The following is a 24314-nucleotide window of genomic DNA, read 5'->3' as shown; positions in this document are numbered from 1 at the left end:
GAAAGGGCGACAGTATAAACAGTCCCGTCGCCCCTTGCCTATGACAGCACTCACGTTCTGGTACCCGCATCGCTTGCCCGCAGGCTAGATGGCGAGATCGTGCCGCTCTTTCTGTGCCATATCCAGGGTCACCAGATCGAACTTGCTCCCCTTGAGGGCGGACAGAATATCCGATTGCATATCAAAGGCCTGCGCACGCTGATGCTCGGGCAGACGCACCCGGGCCAGGGTGGTGGAGCAGTCGCACAGGGTATGGAAAAAGACCTGTGCCTCGTCCAGCCCCATGTCGGCCAGCATCTGCTCTGCCTGATCCACCATTCGCAGATAACGCTGCTCAAGCTGCCGTGGATTGGTGAAGCGATTGCTGAGGCAACCGTTGCTCCCCTTGCCCCAACGACCGAGCTGACGCTTGTTGAAGCCGTAACGATAATCGCGGCGCATCAATCCGTTGTCGGCAAAAAACCAGATTGAGTTGGCAGGCAGAGACCCGAACTGGGCAAGATAATCATCACGCTCCTCCACCGCTGCCGGAACCAGCAACGGCAGATGAGCCCATTCCGGACGAGTCTGCACATACTCACCAATGCGGCGAACCGGGTCGATCAGCCCTTCAATATTTGGCAGGCGATCGCAAAAGACGATCTCGTCACTCTTGATGACCCAGTGATCGATGTCATAACGCTGGCAATAACGGCGGGCTCGGGCCACTTCGCTGCGACTGCGGGTCGGATTATCGAGGGTAATTGCGTGGATTTTCACACCGGCAGCGCGGCACAGCTCGATGCTGTAGCAGGATTCCAACCGTCCCGAAAAAGAGACAACCAGCTCGTCAAAACTTGCCAGTCGCTCAATCAGCAGCTGTTCCCTGGCTTGAAAAGAGTGATCATATCCCTGATTCAGTACAACTACATTGGCACCCATTAAACAGCTCCGGATGATGAACAGGTGCAGTATTGTGCGGCAAACAAACTGAATAGACCCTTAAAGAGTCTGGTTAAAATTAAAACTTGATGATTATTTCCTGTGATTCTGCTGCTAAATCTTCATTTTGGGCGTCATAAATTCGTAATCTTGCTTGGTGAACCCGATGGGCTCGCAAGAAACCCTGCGCCTGATCCAGCGAGGTGAAGGTCAAGCGCCCTCCCTCACTGTCGGTCAGGCAGAGGCACTCCCCTTCTGCCTCAACACAGAGCTGATAACCGCTGCCATCCTTGCAGGCGATGATCAGGGTCGCCTCGGGATAGTGACTGAGCCAATTGCGAAACCGGCCATGCTCCATAGTGCTCCTAGAGGGGCATCACCCCCTGCCGGTGGCGGGCAAACAGCCCAGCTCACCCAGTTGCTGACGACAACTTGCCGCGTCGGTAAAGACGATCCCCCTGATACCGAGGGCCTCGGCGGCCGCAATGTTGGCGGGACTGTCATCGATGAAGATGCACTCTGCCGGTTTCAGATCGAACGACACCAGCAGATAGCGATAGATATCCGGCTCCGGCTTCATCATCCGCACCCGCGCCGACACCACCTTGCCGCTAAAGAAGCGCCAGAAATCCTGATGCAGCTCCAGCCAGTCGATACTGGCATGACCCATGTTGGAGAGGGCATACAGGGTGTGCCCCGCCCCGTGCAGCTCGGCTATCAGGGTTAGCATAGCGGGATCTGGCAGCAGGGAAGCGGGAACTGCCTGTAAAATGGCCAGATTCTCCGCCGTCGAGAGGCCGGTGCGCGCTTGCGCTTCCCGGGCCATGGTGTGGAGCGACATGGTGCCTCTGTCTACCTCCAGCCAATCCGGGTGGTTAAAGAGCTGCTCGGCCAACTGTTCGGCCCCTTGCGGACCACGCACGGAACGCACTATGCCTACCGGATCCCAGCTCACCACCACCCGTCCCAGATCGAAAATAATCGCCATCGTCTTTACCTCCCCCACTGGGTTTCAGTCATAAAAACAGAGTCAATAGAACATCATTCATACGCCATTTTCTTAACCGGATACCCTGCCCCCATCCCCGCCCGCGGGCAAGTTTTACTTGCATCAGACCGGCAAATCCCTTAATGGTTATGACGTTACTTCAAGGACACACCTATGCACGCACCATTCTTCTTTGCTTTCTCGTTTACCCGGCCCGCTTGAGGGAAGGCCTGTCGTCGTGTGAACAGAAAGCAAAGACGAATCGAGCCTCCCCTAGCGGAGGTTTTTTTTTGCATTAATATCAATCGATTACTTGGATAGGGAACAATCATGGCAACGCTCGACGAGATCAGACAAGACATCACCCGGTTGGATCAGGAGCTGCTTGCCCTGCTGGCGAAACGCAAGACCCTCAGCATCGAGGTCGCCCGTGCCAAGCAAGCCAACCCGCGCCCCATTCGTGACCACCAGCGGGAGCAGGAGCTGCTGGTCGCCCTGATCCAGAAAGGGCGCGTGCTTGGGTTGGATGCCCAGTACATCACTCGCATCTATCACACCATCATCGAAGACTCTGTGCTCTCCCAGCAGGCCTATCTGCAGAGCCTGCTCAACCCGGAGCAGCAGGAGCCGATGACCAGCGTCGCCTATCTGGGGCCGCGCGGTTCCTACTCCAGCCTGGCCGCCCGCAAATATCTGGCCCGCTACAAGGATCAGGTGATCGAGGTGAACTGCCAGAACTTCCGCGAAGTGCTGGATGCCGTGGAGTCAGGCCGCGCCGCCTTCGGTGTGCTGCCCATCGAGAACACCAGCTCGGGCTCCATCAACGAAGTCTATGACGTGATGCAGCACACCAGCCTCTCCATCGTCGGCGAGCTAACCTACCCCATCGAGCACTGCATACTCACCGCCGTACCGACCGAGCTTGGCCGCATCAAGACCTTCTATGCCCACCCGCAGGTGTTCCAGCAGTGCTCCCACTATCTGAGCAAGCTGGAAGGGGCGCGTCACGAGATCTGCGACTCCTCCTCCAGCGCCATGATGAAGGTGAAAGAGCTGGCCAGCCCGGAGGCCGCCGCCATCGGCAGCGCCGCCGGTGGCGAACTGTATGGTCTGGACGTGCTGGCCGAGCAGCTCGCCAACCAGAAAGAGAACTACAGCCGCTTTATCGTGGTGGCACGCAAGCCCATCGACGTGGCGCCGCAGATCCCGGCCAAGACAACCCTCATCATGTCCACCTCCCAGAAGCCGGGTTCGCTGGTCGAGGCGTTGCTGGTACTGCGCAGCCACGAGATCAACATGACCAAGCTCGAATCCCGTCCGGTGCAGGGCAACCCGTGGGAAGAGATGTTCTACCTCGATGTCTCCGCCAACCTGCAGACCCCGGCGATGCAGGCCGCACTGGTGGAGCTGACCAAGATCACCCGCTATATCAAGGTGCTTGGCTGCTACCCGAGCGAGGATGTGAAACCCACCGCAGTGCCGCCGGTGCTGATGGGGAGCTAACCAGCCCACAACGACAAAAGGCGAGCACCCTGCTCGCCTTTTGTTTTGATGCCGGTTTTCACGGCAAGCCCATCAACTCAGAACTGACCGGCCATCAGCTGGTTGATGTTGTAGAGGGCACGGGTATCGAGCTCCATCTCGGTGGCATAGGTATTGCCGCGCGGATAAGAGGCAACCACCCGGGCACCACGCACCACACCAGCGACCGACACATCCAGCGAGTTGGAGGTCTGGGTCAAGTCGCGGTAGCTGCTCTGACCGCGCACCTGCTGACCATTGAGCTGCTCTGCCAGCTCGCGATAAGCATCCATCTTGGAAGCGCGAATGGCTTGCAGCATCTTCTCCGACTGAGAGGGGCCGGGCTGGATGTCGATCACCGCATACCCCACCGCCTTGAGCACCGGAAAATCATCGGGCTTGCCACCCTGGGTGTAATCCACCACCCGGTTGTAGCTGCAACCGGTGAGCAAGAGTGCCAACAGGCAACCAAACAGGATCTTCATGACTCGCTCCTCACGGGGTCAGGTTGACCAGATGACCGCCCGGCCGGGCCTGACTGTCACGCATCAGATAACCGCGATTGATCGATGCCCGACCAAACGAGTTGTTGGCACCGAACAGATATTTTTGCGGGATCAGGCTCTGGGCCGTGGTCTCCACCATCTTGGTGCGCATGTCGATAACGCGGGCGTTGACCAGGATCCCCTTGCTATTGCGGCTGAAGGTGCCGACCAGAATGCGGGAGATCGGCAAACGGGAGGAGAGCTCCTTATAGTTTCGGCTCAGCACGAAGTCCCCCTGTGGCGTCACCTTGATGCTGCCGGTCAGCTTGAAGTCCACCACCACCTCGCCACGACGGTTGAGCTCGTAGATAAAGCTCTCCTCAATCTGCTGCCCCATCCAGTTGGTATCCTGCAGGGTATCGAGATCGACGAAAGAGGCCACCGCGATGGGCTCGGTCAGGGTGGTCAGCGATTTGCGCTCCATCAGCTGATCGGTCATGCGCGCCACCAGCCAGTTGAGTTCCATCCCCTGCGCCGCCTGGCGGGGGTCACCCTGATCCCGATTGATAGGGTCGGAGCCACACCCGGTCAATGCCAGGGCAAGCGCCAACGCCGTGATGAGTTTGTTCATGGATACCTTTCCTGTATCTGCACCTGACTTATTATCGGACGCGCCGGACAAAGCTTGAGCCGGGAATGAGGCATGATTCTTGCTTTTTAATGGACATAGTCAGCGCCAACGTGCGCTGCCACTTGGAACGTGTTGTGATCCATGTCGGCCAGCAGGCGTCATTTCCTCAAAATGGCTCGGCTGCCCGCCAACTCAAGGTATCTGCTATGAAATTACCGCTGCTGTTGACCCTGCTGCTGGCCAGCCTGAGCGCCCGCGCCGAGCTTATCGAAGCGCAGGGCAGCGCCGCCATTCTGGGGGGCGATGAGGTCTATGCCCGCGAACAGGCGACCCGCGACGCCCTGCGTCAGGCGCTGCTGGCCAGCGGCGCGGCCGTTTCCAGCGTGCAGCGTCTGGAAAATGGCAGCCTGCGATCCGAGCAGATCCAGATCCGCTCCGGCGGCGACATTCGCCAGTACCGCCTCAAACGGGAAGAAGTGCGCAACGGCCGCATGTACATCACCCTGGTGGCCGACATTCAGGCCGAGCGCCAGATCTGCCAGACCCAGCACTTCGCCAAGGATTTGACACTGGTGAGGCTGCGGATGCGCTATCCGGATCAGGCAAGCTATGGCGCCATGGACGACATGCCGGAAAACCTCTCGCGGCGGCTATTCGAAACTCTCGCCAATGCGTCGCAAGGGGTCGCGGTGCGCCAGTGGCTGGATGAAAACCTGCGCATCGATCCGCTCCATCTGCAACAGGGGGATCGCAGTGCTCTGGAAGAGATCAAGGCGCTCAGCCTGCGTACCGACAGCCAATACCTGGTGCTTGGCAGCATCGACGATCTCTCCATAGAGCCGCAGGGCAACCAGCTGACCAGCTGGTATGAGGATCCGGTGCGCAACTTTCGCATGCAGCTCTACCTGTTTGATGGCATCAACGGCACTCTGGTCAACCGTAAGGTCTACGAAGGGCGCGCCACCTGGACCTTTGGCAAGCGGGAGCAAGTGGGCAGCAGCAGCGGCCAGTTCTGGCAGTCAAGTTATGGCCAGGAGGTCAACTACCAGTTGCAACAGGCGGCTCAGGATCTGGTAGCCCAGCTCACCTGCGCCCCGGTCACCGCCAGGGTGGTCGGCCAGAACGAACGCGGCCCCTACATCAATCTGGGGCGGCGCAACGGCGTCAAACTCGGCGACCAGTTCAGGATCCAGCACAACGCCGACTTCATCGACTCCTACGGCAAGTCCCGCATGATGCGCAACCCAGTCGACGGCCTGTTCGAGGTAGTGCAGGTATTCGACGATGGCGCCATCATCAGCAGCCAGAACAAATATTCGCCGTTTAACATCCAGAATGGGGATTTGGCAGTATTGGAATAAAAATCAAGGGTTTAAAAGGGAGTTGCTTCTTGTATAATGCCCGCCACACAGCTCCCGTAGCTCAGCAGGATAGAGCGGTCCCCTCCTAAGGGACAGGCCACTGGTTCGACTCCAGTCGGGAGCGCCATATAAAACAAGGGGTTGGCATCGTGATGATGCCAACCCCTTGGTCGTTTTTGGCCCCGTACCCCTCTCCGTACCCCTCCAATGCAGTTCATTGCACAACACCATCATGCTGTAACGCCACTCTTAAAAAATGAGAATTGAATGGTAAATACATCCTATTCAATAAACTTTCAAACCTATATCACCCCCATGAGTTAGCAGGCTGAATGTCTGCATTTCACTATTCCTGGAGGAGATATGGCTCACCTGATTGACACCATGGCCTACACCGGCCAAACCCCTTGGCATGGCCTTGGCAATGTTTTGCCCCCGCAACAATCTCTCGATATCTGGTTACAGGCAGCCGGGATGGATTGGACCATCGAGCAGGGCGACGTGATGTTTAACGTCGCCTCCGATGCGTTGCATATTCGCCCCTACAGCGACAGCAAGGTGCTTTATCGCTCCGATACCCTCGCCCCCCTGTCGGTGGTCTCAAGTCGTTACAACGTGGTACAGCCTCACGAGGTGCTGCACTTCTATCAAGACTTGGTGGAAGCCGGTGGTTTTGAGCTGGAAACAGCAGGCTCGCTCAAAGGCGGCCGCAAGCTGTGGGCACTGGCTAAAACCGGTCAGGACCTCAAACTCAAAGGCAATGACTTGGTAAAGTCCTATCTGCTGCTGGCGACCAGTTGCGACGGCACACTCTGCACCACGGCGCAGTTCACCTCGCTGCGGGTGGTCTGCAATAACACCCTGCAGATGGCACTGCGCGGTGCTACCGGAGCCATCAAGGTGCCCCACTCCACTCAGTTCGATGCCGCTGCAGTCAAAGAGTCGCTTGGGCTCGGGCTCTCTCATTGGGATGAGTTCAAGGCACAGACCAAGGCGCTGGCACAACGGCCCGTGTCCCCCGAAGAGGCGCTGCGCTTTTTCAGCGACCTGTTGGCGCAACCGCTGGATGAGGAGAACATCATTCTCACCAAGCCGGTACAACGCCTGCATGAGCTCTATCAGGGTGCGGGTATGGGTTCAGAGCTTGCCAGTTCCCGCAATACCGCCTGGGGGCTGGTCAATGCGGTAACGGAATACGTGGATCACCACCGCCGTGCCCGCAGCCAAGATCACCGGCTTGATTCCGCTTGGTTCGGTCAGGGTGCCCAACTCAAATCCCAAGCCTTGAATCAGGCACTCACTCTACTGCAGTAATTCCGCTTCTCCATTCAAACCGCATAACGACCTCACCCGGACTGGCACAAGCCAATCCGGGCGTCGCCATTTATGCCGTCAACAAGGACTAGTCATGAAAGCAAAAGCCAAATACGGCCAAGCCCTGCGGCTGGCCTCTACTACCCAATTAACCCGCGAGCAGTGGCTCGCTATCCGCAAACTCGGCATTGGCTCCTCCGATGCCGCCGTGGCAGTGGGGCTCTCTCCCTACAAATGTCCGCTCAGCCTGTGGTTGGAGAAGACTGGTCGTAAGGAGCCGGAAGATATCTCCCACAAAGAAGCGGTGCTGTGGGGCATTGAGCTAGAGCCGGTCTTGGCGCAGGTCTATGCCAAACGCACCGGCTACAAGGTGCGCCGGGTCAATGCGGTGCTGCAACACCCCGAGCATCCTTTCATGCTCGCCAACCTCGACCGGGAGGTAATCGGCCATCCCGATGGGCCGGGCATTCTGGAGATCAAGACCGCCAGCTATCACAGCGCCCCCCAGTGGGAGGAAGGGGTGCCGGTGGCTTACCAGTGTCAGGTACTGCATCAACTGGCCGTCACCGGCCATGCCTGGGCCGAAGTGGCAGTGCTGATCGGCGGCCAGGATTTTCGGATTTATCGCATCGAGCGCGATGAGGAGAAGATCCAGGATCTCACCGAGCGGGAAGCGCAGTTCTGGCAGATGGTGCAACAAGATCAGCAACCTGAACCTGACGGCTCCAGCGATGCCGCCAATGCCCTGAGTTAGCTCTTTCCCCGCGATGATGGTCAGACGCTGGATCTCTCGGATTCTCCCGAGTTCAACCAGCTGTTTGGGGAGCTACTGCGCTTACGTCAGCAAAAGGAAGCTGTCGAGCAACAAGAGTCACAACTCAAACAGCGGCTGCAAGCCACCTTGGGTGAAGCGACAGCCGGGTTGTTTGCCGATGGCAAGAACACCTGGAAGCGCAGTAAAGACCGGCTAGCACCGGATCTGGATAAGCTCGGTCAGGATCATCCCGACCTGCTCACCCGTTACGTCAAACCGGTACCCGGCGTGCGCCGTTTCACCATTCAACCCTTGAGGCAAACACCATGATCAAAGGACTGGCGATCACCCCGCCCGTGATCGGGCGGATCTGCATCGGCAAGCTGGTGCAAAAACAGGATAAGTGGGTGCCGGAGAAGGACGACAGCTTCACCCTCACCACCCAGGTACAACAAAAAGGGGGATGGTTGCTCCATCCCCTGCATCAACACTACTCATCGCAAAAGAATAACCAAGGGCAGGAGCAGACCAAGATCCGCGCCATTCCGGTGCGGGTGCTGTTCAACGACAGCGACTTGAATCTACGGGCGGAATACAGCGCGTTTGACCGGCAAACCGGCAGGCCGCTCTGTGTCGGGAATGGGGAGGTGGCAAGACGTGTAGGGGCACAAGGCATGGAGGAGGTCAGCTGCCCTGGACCTGAGCGCTGCGCCTTTGCAGGCCAACAGGGTTGCAAGCTGTACGGACGACTGAACCTGTTTGTGGAGGGGCAAGGGGATGAGTTGGGTAGCTTTATCTTCCGCACCACCGGCTACAACTCGGTGCGCACTCTGGCTGCTCGGCTGAAGTACCTGGAGGCTTTGAGCGGGGGCCATACCCGCTATCTGCCGCTCACCCTACGGTTGCGGGCCAAGAGCACTACCCAGTCCTACCGCACACCGGTCTACTACGTGGATTTAACCTTGCGGGAGGAAACCAACCTGACCGAGGCAGTCAGGCAAGCACAAGAGGCGGCACTGCGTGACCAGGAGGCGGGTCTCGCCATCGACCAGATGGAGCAGGTCGCGCGTGAATTGCTGCGTAACGGCCAGTTTGAAGATATCGATGAAGAGGTGCCGATGCTGTTGGAGGAGTTCTATCCCGAAGCCAACAGCGACGAGACGGCGAATGGTAACGCTGGTGTGGAGGCGACTACTTCGCATGCCGCACCGCAAAGCCAAGCAACCAGAACGCCGCAGAGGCCGCAACCAAGAAGGAGTCCACTCACCAACAAATTGGGGAAAGGGAACCCATCCCCTCCCCAGTGAATGGCGGGTGATCAGCGGGGACGCGCCAACCGCTCCACCAACCGTTCTACCGTTTCCAGCAACAGGGTTCGGTCAGCATCATCGAGCCGAGCCAGTTGCTGGCTCAGCACAATGCCCTGCTCGGTCGGGCGGTTACTGGTCTCACGCAGAAAGTCGGCTAGCTCACAACCAAACAGTTGAGCGAGCTCCGCCAGCCGCACCACGGTCGGCACCACAATTCCCCGCTCCATTCGAGAGACGGCTTCCATCCCGATATTGAGGTGTTCAGCCACATGCTCTTGCGTGAATCCGGCTTGAGTACGCTTGTGGCTGATCGCCTTGCCAACGCTCTTGGCTAACAGCTCAAGGTTGATATCTGTCATGGGTCCTCCAGTCAACCTCTATGGTTGACCATGGACCCATTGACGATAAGGACTCAAAAGGTAGACTAAAGACTTAATGAGTCCATAAACGGCAATTGGCGCTGATTTGACACAGATGCGAGGCCCTCAACCAATAAACCAGCGTGACCAACTCGCAACAGGTGGGCTCCATAAGACCCTTTTACTAAACGACCAAGGAAACAAAACATGGAAAGACTGACTTATGAAGATCTAGGTACTGACAAGCTGGCCTCACTGATCCGTGCACGAAAATCTTTCGAAGTCGTGGGGCTATCTGGGCGTATGAGCGCCGCTGTGACAAAACTTGAAAACAGCATCGAACCTGCCGGGCTGAAATGCCGGGTGTATACCAAGGGCCGGATCGCCGCAGCAGGGGCCAGTGTCTTTGGCGGTATTACCGGTCTAGCCGGGATCGCATCTGCCGTCACCATCGCGGCACATAATCTCGCCACTTACAATCCAGACTATGAAATCGTTAAGCACTTGGTGGATAACTCACTCAGCGTGCTTTACAAAAAATAACCACGTTAATGGCTCATCTAAATCCTTGAGCCTTTAGGAGTCACAGGGATGAAAAAACTCTTCATTACCTCAACAGCACTGCTGCTGTGCGGCAACGCCATGGCGTATGGCGAGGCCGGACGCTGGAGCAGTGGCTGGGGTCAGGGCACCAGCGAATACACGGCGGTGGTCAACGAGCAGAACCATCTCTATATCGCCTGTAGTGACACCCGCAAGGTCAGCATGACGGCCACCGTGCAGGGCAAGGAGTACGGCTCTTATGCTGGGCAGGCTTTCACCATCATCGTCGATGGCAGCCAATATGATGCGCCCTATGAGACCGAGTCCCGTGTCGGTGAGAACAATTTCTTCGACATGTGGGGCAAGCTACGTAAGGCAAAGTCGATCCGCATTTTGACGGCTGATGGCAAGCAGCTCGCACTGCCGACCCAAGAGGTCGCATCTGTTCTGCCAGCCACCAACACACCCGAGTTTGACTGCTTGATGTGGGACCAATAGGTCACACCCATTCCCATCCAAGAGGAGGCATTTGCCTCCTCTTTTTATTTCTACCATTCACCCACTCTTGAAGGAGACACACTATGCCCCCCTGCATTCCCCCTGAATGCGAGCAGTTCGATCACCCAGGTTTTTGGCACAAACTCTGGGCCTTTGCCAAACGTGCCGGTCGGCCCTTTATCGAGACCTGCTTGTTGCTCTACTACACCAGCCAGAAGGATGATCTGCCGCTTTGGGCCAAACTGCTGATCTATAGTGCGCTGGCCTACTTTATATCGCCCATTGATGCGATCCCGGATGTGTTGCCGATGGGACTCGCCGATGACATCGCGGTACTGAGTGCAGCTCTCGCCAGCATTGCCGCCTTTATTGATGAACAGATCCGTGCCCGAGTGGCCAGAAAAATGCGCGAGCTGTTCGGCCAAGATTAACCTCCACAAGGAGTACACCATGACCATTCCCTTTTTCCGGGACGGCTTTGCCCTGCCCGTTGCACAAGCATTGCTGGTTCTGCTCGACCAAGAAGTCGCTAACACCGAGCTCAATCTTGAGCGCTTAACCCAACTGACTTTCAACTTTCGTAACCCCGGCTACAGTGCCGAGCAAGGCGGCGTGCACCCAGTCGAGATCCGCCTGATCCGTGGGCTCGATGGCTGGCTGTTCGATTACGTCACCGATTTCAGTTATCAGGGGCTGGGCCAGGATGCCGAGCTCTGCAAAGAGCTCGATTTCAACTTCCTCGATGGGGAACACACCATGTTGGGCTGGGGACCACTGCGGCTGGCAGAAGCGCGGGAGCTGTTCGATATCTGGCAGAGCAACTTCATTGCCTACTGCCGGTTGGAGTGTTTCAGCGTCACGGTCGCAGGAGATTAGGAGGACACGATGAGCCAAGAATTAGCGCTCTCCCACTACTCACGTCAGTGGCTGGGACGAGTAGCCACCAGTGCAAAGCTAACCCCCACTCACAGTGGCCAGCGCTGGCTGCTAAACCTGACACCGGATAGCCCACACATCCGCACAGTCACCCTGCAAGTCCGTTGGTCTGGTGCGCAGTGGCAATTGCTCTCCCTCAGCAATGCTGATGACGGGCGCACTATGAGCCAGCCGAGAGATGAGATCTGTATCGACCCTAAACACAGCTGTTTCTGGCGTTGCCAAGAAGGACCAGTCTCACTCACCGATCAGCCTCGCGTGCTTGCAAGCTTCCTGGCTGACCTGCAGCGCATCTGCATCCACCGCGGCTATGCCGTGGAGAGTGACCCCATCGCCGAGAAGGAGAGCGAAGATGATTAACGCCGTGATCGCCATCGAGCTGGAGGGTTATCTTGAGCACGATGGTCAGATTGGATCACCGCTGGCTAACCCAGCTAGGCACCCTACTAGCCACCAGTTACCACATTCCGCTGCACGACTACACCCCGCACACCTTGGCGGCCTGAACACTGCCAACCAAGCCTGTGGTCACACTCCATTCAGTAACCCATTAACCAAATAGCTCGCCTACCCTGCCGCATCCAACGCGGTGGGGCGATGGTGTATGGAGCCTAATCATGTTGCATCACAAACTGATCGCTGGGGAGCTCCCCGGCACCTATCTCGTCACTGAGTTGATTAACGAAGAGGAGCTGTTGACTATCGCCAACCAGATCGCCCGTCAGAAACTGGCCAAGGGAGAAGCTATTACCGACAAACACTTGGCACAGCATGCACTACAAACCCTGTTGCAGAGCAGAGAGCATGAAGTATTTGCCATGCTGTTCTTGGACAACCAGCATCGGATCTTGGCATATGAGGAGCTGTTTCGCGGTACGCTAAGCAGTGCCTCCGTCTACCCACGGGAAGTAGTTAAACGTGCGTTGGCGCTCAATGCTGCAGCTCTGATGCTGGTGCATAACCACCCCTCCGGCCCCCCGGAACCCAGTAGAGCGGATATCGAGATCACCCAAAGATTGCAAAGCGCCTTGGCACTGGTGGATATCCGCACCCTGGATCATCTAGTTGTGGGCGGCGAAGGCATCGTGTCGCTGGCAGAGAGAGGGGTACTTGCCTAACGAATAAGGGCTCAGCCAAGCTATCCTTCGGCCTTGCTGAACCCTTTTCTTTTTATTTTTTCAGGTGAGGCGCACCAATGATCCTAGATTGGCCCTTTGAATATCCAGATCCTATCTAACCACATCACCGCCTCACATCCATTATTAATCCACGCGCCCGCGGAGGGGCGCGACACTTAACCCCAGTGAGGCGACAAGCCTTGCCCTGTTTCAATCCACGCGCCCGTGGGGGGGCGCGACGTTGTCAGCGGTACCTTGAGTAACAAACGGGTTAGTTTCAATCCACGCGCCCGCGGAGGGCGCGACAAGCCCCCACACCCCAGCCCACAAACCCCAACTTGTTTCAATCCACGCGCCCGCAGGGGGCGCGACCCGCTGTCGGCTACTGCTCCAAGTACGTGGCTAAGTTTCAATCCACGCGCCCACGGGGGGCGCGACCTCGTTCTGCACCGCATCGGTAATATGCATGATGTTTCAATCCACGCGCCCACAGGGGGCGCGACTCGTGGCCACCGCCGCCCCCTTCACCGGCAAGGATGTTTCAATCCACGCGCCCGCGGGGGCGCGACACCCATGTGAGGGGCGATGACCACAGCCATCATTTGGTTTCAATCCACGCGCCCGCGGAGGGCACGACGTCAAGCCGTCCATCACCATCACCTACAACTGGTTTCAATCCACGCGCCCGTGGGGGGCGCGACATCACCCCCTTAGCTATGTCCCTATCGTCCCGGTGTTTCAATCCACGCGCCCGCAGGGGGCGCGACCACGCATCGTCGCCACACCAGGCCTGGATCTGGGTGTTTCAATCCACGCGCCCGTGGGGGGCGCGACTAGCGTACCCTTCCAGAATGCCGCACTTGTAGTCGTTTCAATCCACGCGCCCGCGGGGGGCGCGACATCTGCAGCGCCGGTTCCTGGTGGCCACCCTCTGGTTTCAATCCACGCGCCCGCAGGGGGCGCGACCTGAATGAGCTTCACCGAGTCCTGCATCACCTGGTTTCAATCCACGCGCCCGCGGGGGGCGCGACGGACGTGCTGGCTGCTAACTGGGGGAGCGCGAAGTTTCAATCCACGCGCCCGCAGGGGGCGCGACCTGTTACATCCTCTGGCGTGACGGTCGGCAACGCGTTTCAATCCACGCGCCCGCGGGGGGCGCGACTTCTGCGGCACACCTTCGCCAGCCACTTCATGATGTTTCAATCCACGCGCCCGCGGGGGGGCGCGACCAAAAGCCCCCGAGAAGGGCGGCCTCGATACGCAGTTTCAATCCACGCGCCCGCAGGGGGCGCGACCAGGGAGATTGCGCATAATGTTCGGGGTTATGTTGTTTCAATCCACGCGCCCGTGGGGGGCGCGACCTTTTCCCACAAAGGTTCTTTTTGCGATAACGTGGTTTCAATCCACGCGCCCGTGGGGGGCGCGACCGAAGTTCACTTCGCTCCGAGTAGCCGAGAAGCGGTTTCAATCCACGCGCCCGTGGGGGGCGCGACCGAGTGGAAACGGCTTGGACACGTAAAGGTAAGGTTTCAATCCACGCGCCCGTGGGGGGCGCGACCGATGCCATCCTGAACGCTACATCATGGGTAGTAGTTTCAATCCACGCGCCCGTGGGGGGCGCGACTGGCCTTGGCGTTCTCCAGCTGCCCAATCAGGGAGTTTCAATCCACGCGCCCGTGGGGGGCGCGACAAAAGCCGAAAATACATGTAGGTGCCAAGGGCAGTTTCAATCCACGCGCCCGTGGGGGGCGCGACAATTAACTGGGCAGATGTCTCAAACAACTGTAAAGTTTCAATCCACGCGCCCGTGGGGGGCGCGACCCGTGCGCGTTCACTACGGCATCCCCGAGACCATGTTTCAATCCACGCGCCCGTGGGGGGCGCGACTTGGCGGCATTCGTCCCTGCTACTGCATTCCGTGTGTTTCAATCCACGCGCCCGTGGGGGGCGCGACGGGAACTCGATGGTTTCATCGTCATAGAGGTAGTGTTTCAATCCACGCGCCCGTGGGGGGCGCGACCTGCGCCGTTCCCCATGATTGCCCCGCTCAAGAGGTTTCAATCCACGCGCCCGTGGGGGGCGCGACGTTACTACGGCGACACCATGATCATGGTGACCAAGTTTCAATCCACGCGCCCGTGGGGGGCGCGACATCACCAAGCCGATGATCCGCCGCTTCTACAACTGGTTTCAATCCACGCGCCCGTGGGGGGCGCGACACCGGCCAAATACCCCTTTTAACCACCATGATGTTGTTTCAATCCACGCGCCCGTGGGGGGCGCGACGATTACAGGATCCTTGAGCGTGGCCAAGTGCGGGGTTTCAATCCACGCGCCCGTGGGGGGCGCGACGACAGCGCGGAATTCAATCGCCTCTTTTGAAAAGTTTCAATCCACGCGCCCGTGGGGGGCGCGACCACAAGCCCAGCTCGAAGAGACCATGCGAAAAGAGGTTTCAATCCACGCGCCCGTGGGGGGCGCGACGCCCGCATGAACTCGCCGCGCACATCGTAGATACGGTTTCAATCCACGCGCCCGTGGGGGGCGCGACATGTGCAGGTATTCGCCCGTTTCGGTGGCGGTGATGTTTCAATCCACGCGCCCGTGGGGGGCGCGACTTGGCCACTCATCCTCGCCAGACTCCACAAAGGTGTTTCAATCCACGCGCCCGTGGGGGGCGCGACTTGGGGTTCTGATATGCCAGTATGGGCTGTGACAGGTTTCAATCCACGCGCCCGTGGGGGGCGCGACATAAAAGCCATGTTAGTGAAGAGATACAGACGGGGTTTCAATCCACGCGCCCGTGGGGGGCGCGACGGGTCGTACTTCCCTACCCCATCCGCCATCTTAGAGTTTCAATCCACGCGCCCGTGGGGGGCGCGACCATTGTTGGTGTGGTACTCATCGCCGTCTTTGGTGTTTCAATCCACGCGCCCGTGGGGGGCGCGACTGGTGCTCGTGATGGTGCTGGTCGTCCCAAGGGGGTTTCAATCCACGCGCCCGTGGGGGGCGCGACTGTCGATCAGTTCGAGCCGCTGACGGGTCATTTGTGTTTCAATCCACGCGCCCGTGGGGGGCGCGACTGCAGATCGAGTACGTCGACAACTCCTATGCGGGTGTTTCAATCCACGCGCCCGTGGGGGGCGCGACGCGTACTGACGACGGCACGGAGATAACCATCGCTGTTTCAATCCACGCGCCCGTGGGGGGCGCGACTAGGGCGCTGCCAAAAGACCCGACGACCTTTGTTAAGTTTCAATCCACGCGCCCGTGGGGGGCGCGACGCGATATCCTTGGCCGTTCGGCCACGAAGCAGGTTTCAATCCACGCGCCCGTGGGGGGCGCGACCGTCTTCTTGCAAAGACAGAAACCGCCTATCGGAAAACGGTATTCTGCGCCAACCCATGTCAGTTGGATCACAAATAGACGATCCCGAAAGGCGGCCTTTCAATATATCGCTATTTATCAATTAGTTAAAAAATGCCAATATTCCGGATTTTTAATGAGCACTAGCGGTTGGCGTTCAGATAATCAGGTCACTCTTGAAGATATCTAGGGCGCGTTTGGCACCATGATGCTCCACCTTGCTGCGCCACTCCTTTCCGAGACGATAAAAACGCAGGCTATCGACATCCGGATCATAGGTCTTTAACAGTTGATCCCGAAACCGCACCCACTGATCTGGTTCCACTTCGCATTCAAACACCGAGTACTGTACGCGCACACCATAGTCCAGACAGATTTTTGCCAGATGGCGCAGACGCCGAGGCCCGTCAGGATCTTCCAGAGAAACATCGTAGGTTACCAATATCATCATGGCTGTACTACCTCACCGATGTACATAGGGCGGATATTCCACCAAATCACCGCGCAGATGTTGCGCAAGCAACATGGCCTGCACATGCGGCAGCAGGCCGACGGCTACTTTTTCACCCAAGAACGGATGGGTAACTTCTTCCTGCTTTCTGGCTTGCCAGCTCTGTAACAACAACCGCCGGGTATCTTCCTTCATGGCAACTCCGCCCAGCATATCGGTTGTAAAATCACCCACCTTGACCTGCTGACGATTGATCAGGGTCAACACCAATCGATCCACTATCGGCGCCCGAAACTCCTCCAGCAAGTCCAACGCCAAGCTATCCCTTCCCGGCCGTTCTTCGTGCAAGAACCCCACTTGTGGATCCAGACCCACGCCCTGCAGCGCGCCACTGATCTCTTTCGAAAGCACGGAATACATAAATGACAACATGGCATTGACGGGATCCTTGGGGGGACGCCGAGTCCGGCCATCAAAAACGAACCCCGTTTGCGAGTTGATCAGCTGACTGAATACCCCGAAATAATGACGGGCCGCTTCCCCTTCAAAACCAAGGATCCGCTCCGGATCGCTCTGGCTTTTCAACTCGGCCACGATCTGCCGTAACCGATGCGCCGCTGCAGAGACATCCGGATTTGAACCATATGTTCGAAGATGCCGTTGCAGCACTACCCGCGAGGAGTGCACCTTTGCCACGACAATGTTGCGGGCAATATGGTTTTCACGACTATCCACGCAATCCGCGCGGCGAAACTGGGCGCGCCGCAGCAAGACATTCCCGGTTTGTTTGCCCACCACCCGGGCCTGAAAACGGCCGAAGGCATCGTAAAACGCCAGCTGTGTGCCATTTTCACCACAAAAGCCCATCAACTGCGGCGACACCAGCACATTGCCAAAGCAAAAGATGTTACCCACCGAATGAATGGGTATCTGCAACAATTTTTTGCGTTGCCCCTCGACCGTCTGCTCCACCAGCAGCGTTTCCCGCTCCTTGTGCAGATAGGCGCCATCGCGAGTGATATAGAGGCTGTTTTGCAATTTTTTCACTCGTCGCCCTCCTGCATTGAGAATAGATCCGCTACGTAAGCCACTGAGCGATCCCTTGCCTGATATTCCGGCTGACACCACTCCCACAATGAACAGGCCTGGCAATGCTTGCCCGGCTTCACATGTGGGATCTCACCCGATTTCAGCAATAAGGCGACCTGCGCGATGACCTGATGCGTCCGCTCCCGCAGTGCCGCATCCAGCACCACTTCTGTCCGATGCCGTATCTGCCAGTACCAGAGCGCACCCCGCTGTATAAACTGGCCGGTCATCTCCTCCAGACACAGCGCCTGGGCACACAACTGGATAGCATCGGCATCATGGCTCTTGGGTTTGCCACGCTTGTATTCCACAGGTAGCAGCTCCCCGCTGACCAGATCCTTTTCCAGCAGATCAAGCTTGCCGGTCAGACCAAGACGGAGGGCACTGACCAGTACCCCACGCTCATAACGCACGCCCTTGCGCGTCTCCGGCTCACCCTGATCCACACGCTGATGCAGCAATAGCCCCTGCGCTGTCAGCCAGTTTTCAGCCCAGACTTGACCGTTATGAATCAGGGCACATTGCCTTGGGCAAAACGCATAGTGCTGCAAAGCAGAAAGTGGGATCAGGCGGGGATCGTCCATTGTTTTCACCAAGTGACATCATCTGAGGCAATGACAATCAAAAGCCTTCGATAATTTCCGGTACCAAACCGTCAAGGGATTCGACTGATATTGTCCCATCGGCATTCACAACCAGAGATCGATGTACTTTAGCCGATGAGTATTGACCGGCTTTACAATTGTGTTTCCACCAAATCACCTTGACGACTTCCATGCTGCCCTCTGGCCGTGCAGATGATGCATCGTTCTCGAAAAGCCGGGGCAGCACAGACTTGAAGATGTCAGCATCCGCATCACTGAAGCCGGTTTTTTCGGCCAATTGAGGGTTGATACTGCCATAGCACTCATAAATGCTCATGCCATCAACGCGATGCTTCATCCCCATTGTGTCAGAACCACGCTTACTGCCATCACCTTCACCATTCACGCTCTTGGTGATCTGGGTGCTGGTGATACTGACCGGCTCCTTGCTGAAAGCCGACTGCACCGTCACCGGGCCCCGGACTGGTATAGAAACACCGCTGGCGTCAGCGTCTTTGCCAAAGGCAAAAACCTGACCGAAGGCGCGGACATCGAACCACTTGGCACAAGCCTTCTTGGCTGCATCGTCCTTCTTGGTTTTCTTCGGGTTCCAGTTGTCTTTACCCAAGCCATTCAGACTGGACTCGGCACGATTACGCAGACTGGTTTCGTCATCCGTTTTGCGATCATCCGATTGCACAAAGATGGATTGACCTGCCTCTTGCAGCCGATCACGCAACTTGCGTTTGATACAAACATCGGTGATCTCACCAAAGCCACCGTAATCGGTGCGCGGGCGATTGCCATTGAGCGGATCACCATTGGGATTGGCATTCTTCACGCGCAGAACCAGGGCGTAGTCGATCTTGTTTTGTAATGTGCTCATAGGTGGCTCCTTAGCCGGCTACGGTTTCTTCGGTGGATTGTTCTTCGGCACTAGCGGCATCGCCAGAGCGCAGCGCTTGCCGCTGGCAGTGATACCCCAGGAGAAATTCGCCAGTAAGTTGCGAGTCTTTGGTGAAGTCCTCACTCTGGAAAAGCCCCATTACTTCATCCAGCAATTTTTCCATGGCATACAAGAAACCCGCCCTTTGGGTGCGCAAACGGGTCTTGTAGGATGAAAGTGACAGCTCTATCGTTTTCCATGTGGAATAGGGCCGGTCAGCAAAGCGCTGCATCAACCGCGCAGCCATGGTGTCACGCTTTTCACCAGCTACGAACAGCGCCCGGCTTTCAATATTTTCGGCCACAGCCAACAGGCGACCATAGAGATAATCGCGGGTAATTCGGTCTTGCTCTAGTGCCATTTGGTAATTCCTTTGTTTGTTATGCCCCCTGAAAAGCGCACAGGCGATACCCAAGCACTTTTCCCATTCCCAATGCTCTTTGAAACCAACCCGATTGCTGGCACGTCGTGTTGTCGTCTCAACGAGATCCCGCGGCAGTTGCGAACCATCAATAATGCAAGGTAACAGTCTCTCGACAGTGGCTTTGCTCAGCTTGTCATCCAGCCTGCGACCATAAGCCGCTTCGGCAATATCTCGTGGCGCGGGCGCGCCTATGAACTTCCTGTCCTTACCGAAATACTGTGGCCATGCGCTATTTGCATGCCAAGCCTCGATACGATTCAGGAATTCAGAGCCTTTCAACTCGCGGTAGAAGGTGATACCCATGCGTCCAGGTGTCGCTGAGTCAATGCCCATGACAACGATATCGGTACTGGGCTCAAGCTTGGTGCCGTAGCCTGCTATTGCGCGTTTAAGCCGCAGAGCAAACGACTGGGCTGTGTCGGCATGGCCAGTGGCCATTGAGGTTTCGACAGGCTCAATACCGAAAAGATCCAGAGTGCTGGCAAAAGGATCTGGTACAGGCTGCCCCGTCACGGCCCAGCTCACAATCACTTGCTCGCTATTGCGCGAACCTTGTCGTGGGATCAGCCAGCGCAACGCGTTGTGTGCTTTTTGTGTGACCTCAAATCCCACCGAAACGGCCTCATCAGCGCCGAGAAATCTGCCCCTAAATGTGTAGCCAGCCGTGTCGTTTGATGAAATCAGCTTGGCCTTGTCACCGCCATGCCTGAGTTTTGCGGGGTGCTGAACGGCCAGTGCCATTTCAGTACCGGCTGCCATGCAGTATCCCCGCATGCTCTGCGTACTTTGGTAATGCTTGACCCAAGCAGAGATCAGTTCCGCATCTTCCCATGTGGCCGACACAGGATTGCCGATTTCTTCGACGCGCCAGCGAACAAAAGCATCTTCAGGCGTTTGTGTCGCCTGGATCACTTTAAAAATGGCAGGGGCAGCATCTTTGTCACCCTGCCAAGATTTCATCAGCATGCCATCAGAATGGATCGGAAGAACTCCTGCTGAAACCAGATCAGAAACCAAGGTTCCGCGTTCCAAATACTTAAGAACTGCTTTTAGCTTGGGATGGGAATATGGCGATTCTGCCCATGCCCGCAAATCCTTTAAGAGCGAAACGTGTGGCTCATCCGGTTTGGCTGCGAATCCGGAAGTGACCTTCCCGCCGAACCGTAGAAAATCCCCGGCGACATATTGCAGTTTGTCCGCGAAAGGGTGATTGACTGGCTTGGATCCAGCACGCCCACCAGACGACTCAGTACAAGGAATCATCGTGGTCGCAGCTCCCTTGTCTATAACAGATGCCCTTCTGAAAACGCCGTCTTGATCCAGGACAACTTCGATTTGCACCTGTTGTGTGGTATGACAAATCGGCATCAAAGGTTCAGCACCCTCCGGCTCCCTACCTACGCAAGCATCGTAAGTTTCATACAGCTTCTGAATCCAGCTCATGCCTGCTTCTCCAGTTCAACCCATTCCTCATCTGCCGCACGCACTGTTTCACTCAACCCAAAAGTCTTCACGCTCATCGCCCGCACGCGCTTTCTAACGGAACATTGCTCAGGCCGGTCGAAGCGGATCACGCCGTCACGCATCACGATACGGGCGAAGCGCGCATGGAGCGCATCACCACCGACTTCGTCGGGGTAGTCGAAACCATGAAACATCAGGCCCAGCGCCAACTCGCCAGCACTATCTAGTTCACTGGCTCCCGATCCAAATTCACAGGGTTCGACATAGCCCTGGCAGTCACGAGTGCCAAGGAAAATATCCTGCCGACCGCCGCGCTCCAGCATGCGTCGGGCGATGTTGTGGTGCTTGTGCTCGTTGCGGTCGGCTTCGAGTTCAGGGCGCGCTGTATTCCATTCGAAATGGGCGCGAACTTGATACTCCACATCGGCCAAAAAGGTGTAGATCGCCAGCGTATTCCCGCCACTGTACTCCTGCGGCTTAGTGCCCTTGGTCTGGGTGCGGATGCGCTTCATCACGCGCACTTCGTCGATGACCCAGACCAGCGTCGGCTTCCAGTAGATGGATTTACAGATGCCTTTCAGTGCTTCATACGTCGGCACCTGGTACGAAAACTTCTCGCCACCTACCTTGGTGAGTGGATCGGTGAACAGGGCATAACGCCCCCACACCCTGAATTCAATGCTGTTGCGATGCTCAGTCGACATAAAGCGCCTCCATCGTGGATACGGGTTCGGTTGAGATCCCGAACTGTGGGCTGTAATAACGAGGATCGAGGGTCAGGATACGAGCCTGTTTGTTGGGGTCGGCCGAATGAACGGCCCCAGCCTTCACGAGTTGCTCAAACACGTTGGGGAAGACGTTGACCGTAAATTGCTGAGCGCGGCGTAGCAGCGGCACATCCAATTCCACGTCAAAAGAGGCATGCAACTTCGCGATGATATCTATACCTTCCGGGCCATAGGGCACAACGACTCCTTGCGTTGGAGCGTCGATGGCCTTAAAGGCTTTGGCTGCCGCCATGAAAGACTGATTCAGCATACGCTCAGGCGTTTTTCCGTATTTGCGACGGCAGTCGGCATCGGCTCCCGAGTTTTCAGCCAACAGGTTAGCGATGGAGTCATCACGCCCCAGTGCAGAGGCCGAGACACTGTAGTCCATTTCTTTCTGACGCTCGAAAAAGTAGTACTGATAGAAGTCGCTCAGTGCCGCAGGCCCGAACAGGTTGTCGGCGTAACGTGCGGGGACAACGGCATAGTCATCCAGCAGCCGCAATGCGACGTCGCGCCCCTTGGCAATGTCCGGCAACCAGGTCAGTTTTTCGTCTTCGGGTCGAGGGTTGACGATATGGACAATGCCTGGCTCTGGCCGACCATTTCGATTGCAGCGGCCGGCCGCTTGCGCAATAGAATCCAGACCTGCGAGATAGCGGATGACCACACCAAAATCGACATCCACGCCCGCCTCGATCAGTTGCGTGCCGACGCACAGGGTCGGTAAGCCTTCCGCCAGACGAGCCCGAACGTTGGCAAGCTCATCCTTACGATGGGCCGGGCACATATCGGTGCTGAGATGGAAAGCCTGTCCCTGCTCTAGCTGCGTGTGGCAGAGCTCGAAGACTTCTTGCGCGGCACGCTTGGTATTAACGATGACAAGGCTGCTGCCTGCACGCCTCAGCTCATCCAGCGCGAGCTGTGCTACCTCAACCACGCTCCAGCCACCCGGTTTACGTTGGTCGCGCACATCGACGCGCTTCAGATCGGCAAAGAGCTTGTGCACATCCGGCATGATTTCGTGCTGTGCCGCCAGCCGGATCGCACCTTTTTCCACAGCCACCTTGTGAAGCAATGGTTGCGTGGCGGTGCAAAGCACAACGGTGCTATTGCACTGTTCGGTAAGAAAGTTGATGGCGTTATTGAATAGGTGGGTGCATTTGATGGGCAGGGTCTGCACTTCATCGAAGATCAGCACTGTATTGGCGAGCTGGTGCATGCGCCGGGCGCCACGGGTTCCTGCCCCGAACAAGGCCTCCAGAAGTTGCACCATGGTGGTGTAAACCACGGGGGCGTCCCAGTTCTCGCACAGGATCTTCTCGCGCCAAGTCTGTTGCTCAGGCGTGACGCTGCTGTGATGTTCCAGCACTATTTTCCCGTGATCTTCCGGTGCATCTGCAGGTTCAAGGATGTCACGAACGACTTGCGCATTCTGCTCGATGATCGATGTGAAGGGGATAACATAGATGATCCGATCAAGCTTGCGCTGTTGTGCGTGATGGAGCGCAAAACGCAGGCTGGCTAGCGTTTTGCCACCACCCGTTGGAACGGTCAGCGTATAGGTACCGCCGGGCCGTGTTGCGGCATCAAGGCAGTGCTGCGAAATGTCCCTGCGCAAATGGTCGATAGGCCGTGTGGGTAACATGGCCGAGAGCTTGCGTTCCAACCGAGTAATCAACGCTGGCCATTTGGCGTAGTCGCCGTTCGGACGGAACAGTTTGACTCGCTGGTGTTCGAAATCGGCGGTGTCTATCCGGTCTGCGTCGATCAGGCAACTGAACAGGTAGCGCACTGCCAGCCCGATTTGTTGGTGGGCGTTTCGGAGCTTCCCTTTGTGGGGCTCACGGTTTTTGGCAAAGATGTTGCCGATGCTGTTGCGCAGTTCTGTAAACAGTTCGGGCATACCCAGCAGTTCATCGATCCGCGCCATGATCTCGGTATCAGCGGCGCGACACACTTCATCCAGGTGTGTCTTGTCCTTAGCCTTGTTCATTCGACGGGAGAAGTTGTCTTCACCTTCCACATCCAAGCAATCAATCAGGCCGGAGTGATGCGATGCCACGCAAAGGGCAAGTACTTGAGCAAAGAGGGACTCCAGCCCCCCCCTTTCGGACAAAGCTCGCCAAATGTACTGCGCTCCTGCGCTAGAGTGATCTACTTTGCCACGCTGGGCATCAGCATCCACATAGTCATCTTCGTCACAATTCACTAGACCAAGTGCGGATTGGATATAATCCTGAAACTCTTGGCTGTACTTGCCAATGTCATGCAATAACCCAATCAACTCACCTGCCAGAGCAATATTCAACTTCCCGGCAAATCCGGCAGCTAGTAACCCCACGCTCCACAGATGTTCACCGACCAAATGCGTTGTATTGTCACGCTTTCGGTAATGAGCCATCGCTGGTTTAACAGTCAGAGGATCCATTGACTGCCTCTTGTTAAAAAGGGATTGCTCGCTATGCATGGGATCCTCATGAT

At 57.1% G+C, this 24314-nt stretch carries 23 protein-coding genes, 1 tRNA gene, 1 pseudogene, 2 CRISPR repeat arrays and 1 other annotated feature; of the genes and pseudogenes, 12 read left to right on the top strand and 13 right to left on the bottom strand.

Annotation, left to right across the window (positions count from 1 at the left end; all coding sequences use genetic code 11):
- Positions 1 to 84: 84 nt before the first annotated feature.
- The 3 genes from ACTG1K_RS07965 to ACTG1K_RS07955 all read right to left on the bottom strand — a co-directional run bounded on the left by ACTG1K_RS07965 (position 85) and on the right by ACTG1K_RS07955 (position 1909).
- On the bottom strand, positions 85 to 921 hold the full coding sequence (locus tag ACTG1K_RS07965; RefSeq protein ID WP_139741874.1) for a hypothetical protein: 837 nt from the start codon (positions 919 to 921) through the stop codon (positions 85 to 87).
- A 79-nt stretch (positions 922 to 1000) separates the two neighbouring features.
- Entirely contained in the window at positions 1001 to 1279 is a 279-nt protein-coding gene (locus tag ACTG1K_RS07960) for a DUF6482 family protein (RefSeq protein ID WP_005338699.1), read from the bottom strand.
- Between the two features lie 18 nt (positions 1280 to 1297).
- Positions 1298 to 1909 (bottom strand): HAD family hydrolase, encoded by a 612-nt coding sequence (locus tag ACTG1K_RS07955; RefSeq protein ID WP_201937346.1) that lies wholly within the window; start codon positions 1907 to 1909, stop codon positions 1298 to 1300.
- Positions 1910 to 2079: 170 nt separating this feature from the next.
- Positions 2080 to 2201: a sequence feature (Phe leader region), on the top strand.
- A 38-nt stretch (positions 2202 to 2239) separates the two neighbouring features.
- On the opposite strand from ACTG1K_RS07955, the gene pheA reads away from it, so the two are divergent.
- Entirely contained in the window at positions 2240 to 3412 is a 1173-nt protein-coding gene (gene pheA / locus ACTG1K_RS07950) for a prephenate dehydratase (protein ID WP_005338715.1), read from the top strand.
- 77 nt (positions 3413 to 3489) lie between these two features.
- On the opposite strand, the gene ACTG1K_RS07945 is transcribed toward pheA, so the two are convergent.
- The gene (locus ACTG1K_RS07945; RefSeq protein ID WP_005349622.1) at positions 3490 to 3915 is read right to left on the bottom strand and encodes an LPP20 family lipoprotein; all 426 of its coding nucleotides are present in this window, start codon (positions 3913 to 3915) and stop codon (positions 3490 to 3492) included.
- Positions 3916 to 3925: 10 nt separating this feature from the next.
- Positions 3926 to 4546 (bottom strand): FlgO family outer membrane protein, encoded by a 621-nt coding sequence (locus tag ACTG1K_RS07940; RefSeq protein ID WP_005338718.1) that lies wholly within the window; start codon positions 4544 to 4546, stop codon positions 3926 to 3928.
- Positions 4547 to 4752: 206 nt separating this feature from the next.
- On the opposite strand from ACTG1K_RS07940, the gene ACTG1K_RS07935 reads away from it, so the two are divergent.
- The 5 genes and pseudogenes from ACTG1K_RS07935 (at position 4753) to ACTG1K_RS07915 (ending at position 9282) form a co-directional block, all read left to right on the top strand.
- Complete coding sequence (locus ACTG1K_RS07935) at positions 4753 to 5907, top strand: flagellar assembly protein FlgT (RefSeq protein WP_440005055.1); 1155 nt, start codon at positions 4753 to 4755, stop codon at positions 5905 to 5907.
- Between the two features lie 50 nt (positions 5908 to 5957).
- Positions 5958 to 6034: transfer RNA gene (locus tag ACTG1K_RS07930), tRNA-Arg, on the top strand.
- A gap of 236 nt (positions 6035 to 6270) precedes the next feature.
- Entirely contained in the window at positions 6271 to 7221 is a 951-nt protein-coding gene (locus tag ACTG1K_RS07925; protein ID WP_440005054.1) for a DUF932 domain-containing protein, read from the top strand.
- Between the two features lie 94 nt (positions 7222 to 7315).
- A pseudogene (locus ACTG1K_RS07920) lies at positions 7316 to 8305 on the top strand (YqaJ viral recombinase family protein).
- The gene (locus tag ACTG1K_RS07915; protein ID WP_440005053.1) at positions 8302 to 9282 is read left to right on the top strand and encodes a recombination directionality factor; all 981 of its coding nucleotides are present in this window, start codon (positions 8302 to 8304) and stop codon (positions 9280 to 9282) included. Before ACTG1K_RS07920 ends, ACTG1K_RS07915 begins: the two are co-directional and overlap by 4 nt.
- Positions 9283 to 9293: 11 nt before the next feature.
- Here ACTG1K_RS07915 and ACTG1K_RS07910 read toward each other — a convergent pair whose 3' ends face one another.
- Positions 9294 to 9644 carry a helix-turn-helix domain-containing protein gene (locus tag ACTG1K_RS07910; protein WP_101530889.1) on the bottom strand — a complete coding sequence of 117 codons (351 nt, stop codon included), beginning with the start codon at positions 9642 to 9644 and terminating at the stop codon, positions 9294 to 9296.
- Positions 9645 to 9851: 207 nt separating this feature from the next.
- On the opposite strand from ACTG1K_RS07910, the gene ACTG1K_RS07905 reads away from it, so the two are divergent.
- The 6 genes from ACTG1K_RS07905 (at position 9852) to radC (ending at position 12739) form a co-directional block, all read left to right on the top strand.
- Positions 9852 to 10187: a hypothetical protein gene (locus ACTG1K_RS07905; RefSeq protein WP_042658366.1), complete on the top strand. Its 336-nt coding sequence runs from the start codon at positions 9852 to 9854 to the stop codon at positions 10185 to 10187.
- Positions 10188 to 10235: 48 nt separating this feature from the next.
- A complete protein-coding gene (locus tag ACTG1K_RS07900) occupies positions 10236 to 10685 on the top strand; it encodes a hypothetical protein (protein ID WP_440005052.1) in 450 nt (149 codons plus the stop codon).
- An 83-nt stretch (positions 10686 to 10768) separates the two neighbouring features.
- Entirely contained in the window at positions 10769 to 11116 is a 348-nt protein-coding gene (locus ACTG1K_RS07895) for a YkvA family protein (protein WP_201952346.1), read from the top strand.
- Between the two features lie 19 nt (positions 11117 to 11135).
- Positions 11136 to 11561 (top strand): DUF2787 domain-containing protein, encoded by a 426-nt coding sequence (locus ACTG1K_RS07890; RefSeq protein ID WP_201952349.1) that lies wholly within the window; start codon positions 11136 to 11138, stop codon positions 11559 to 11561.
- A gap of 9 nt (positions 11562 to 11570) precedes the next feature.
- Positions 11571 to 11981: a hypothetical protein gene (locus tag ACTG1K_RS07885; protein WP_201952352.1), complete on the top strand. Its 411-nt coding sequence runs from the start codon at positions 11571 to 11573 to the stop codon at positions 11979 to 11981.
- 257 nt (positions 11982 to 12238) lie between these two features.
- Complete coding sequence (gene radC, locus ACTG1K_RS07880) at positions 12239 to 12739, top strand: RadC family protein (protein ID WP_047435410.1); 501 nt, start codon at positions 12239 to 12241, stop codon at positions 12737 to 12739.
- 605 nt (positions 12740 to 13344) lie between these two features.
- A CRISPR array of direct repeats spans positions 13345 to 13901; the repeat unit is 32 nt; unit sequence GTTTCAATCCACGCGCCCGTGGGGGGCGCGAC.
- A 100-nt stretch (positions 13902 to 14001) separates the two neighbouring features.
- Positions 14002 to 16087: direct repeats of the CRISPR family, unit length 32 nt; unit sequence GTTTCAATCCACGCGCCCGTGGGGGGCGCGAC.
- 175 nt (positions 16088 to 16262) lie between these two features.
- Here the strand turns inward: radC and cas2 are convergent.
- From cas2 to cas3, 7 genes are read right to left on the bottom strand one after another with little or no spacing between them, the layout of a single operon-like run.
- Positions 16263 to 16556, bottom strand: a complete 294-nt coding sequence (cas2, locus tag ACTG1K_RS07875) for a CRISPR-associated endonuclease Cas2 (RefSeq protein WP_101531518.1) — start codon at positions 16554 to 16556, stop codon at positions 16263 to 16265.
- A gap of 12 nt (positions 16557 to 16568) precedes the next feature.
- Positions 16569 to 17603, bottom strand: a complete 1035-nt coding sequence (cas1c, locus tag ACTG1K_RS07870) for a type I-C CRISPR-associated endonuclease Cas1c (RefSeq protein WP_201952354.1) — start codon at positions 17601 to 17603, stop codon at positions 16569 to 16571.
- The gene (gene cas4, locus ACTG1K_RS07865; RefSeq protein WP_322862572.1) at positions 17600 to 18229 is read right to left on the bottom strand and encodes a CRISPR-associated protein Cas4; all 630 of its coding nucleotides are present in this window, start codon (positions 18227 to 18229) and stop codon (positions 17600 to 17602) included. The genes cas1c and cas4 overlap by 4 nt, the downstream gene beginning before the upstream one ends.
- Before the next feature lie 37 nt (positions 18230 to 18266).
- Positions 18267 to 19115, bottom strand: a complete 849-nt coding sequence (gene cas7c, locus ACTG1K_RS07860; RefSeq protein ID WP_042081050.1) for a type I-C CRISPR-associated protein Cas7/Csd2 — start codon at positions 19113 to 19115, stop codon at positions 18267 to 18269.
- Between the two features lie 10 nt (positions 19116 to 19125).
- Complete coding sequence (gene cas8c / locus ACTG1K_RS07855; protein ID WP_440005051.1) at positions 19126 to 21042, bottom strand: type I-C CRISPR-associated protein Cas8c/Csd1; 1917 nt, start codon at positions 21040 to 21042, stop codon at positions 19126 to 19128.
- Entirely contained in the window at positions 21039 to 21767 is a 729-nt protein-coding gene (gene cas5c / locus ACTG1K_RS07850) for a type I-C CRISPR-associated protein Cas5c (RefSeq protein WP_042081052.1), read from the bottom strand. Before cas5c ends, cas8c begins: the two co-directional genes overlap by 4 nt.
- Positions 21757 to 24300: a CRISPR-associated helicase Cas3' gene (cas3, locus tag ACTG1K_RS07845; protein ID WP_440005050.1), complete on the bottom strand. Its 2544-nt coding sequence runs from the start codon at positions 24298 to 24300 to the stop codon at positions 21757 to 21759. Before cas3 ends, cas5c begins: the two co-directional genes overlap by 11 nt.
- Between the last annotated feature and the right edge of the window lie 14 nt (positions 24301 to 24314).

It is taken from the genome of Aeromonas sp. 102P (assembly GCF_051920345.1).
Lineage (GTDB): Bacteria > Pseudomonadota > Gammaproteobacteria > Enterobacterales > Aeromonadaceae > Aeromonas > Aeromonas veronii.
The sequence above is the reverse complement of the archived record's forward strand: the minus strand, read 5'-3'. Positions and strand labels throughout refer to the sequence as shown.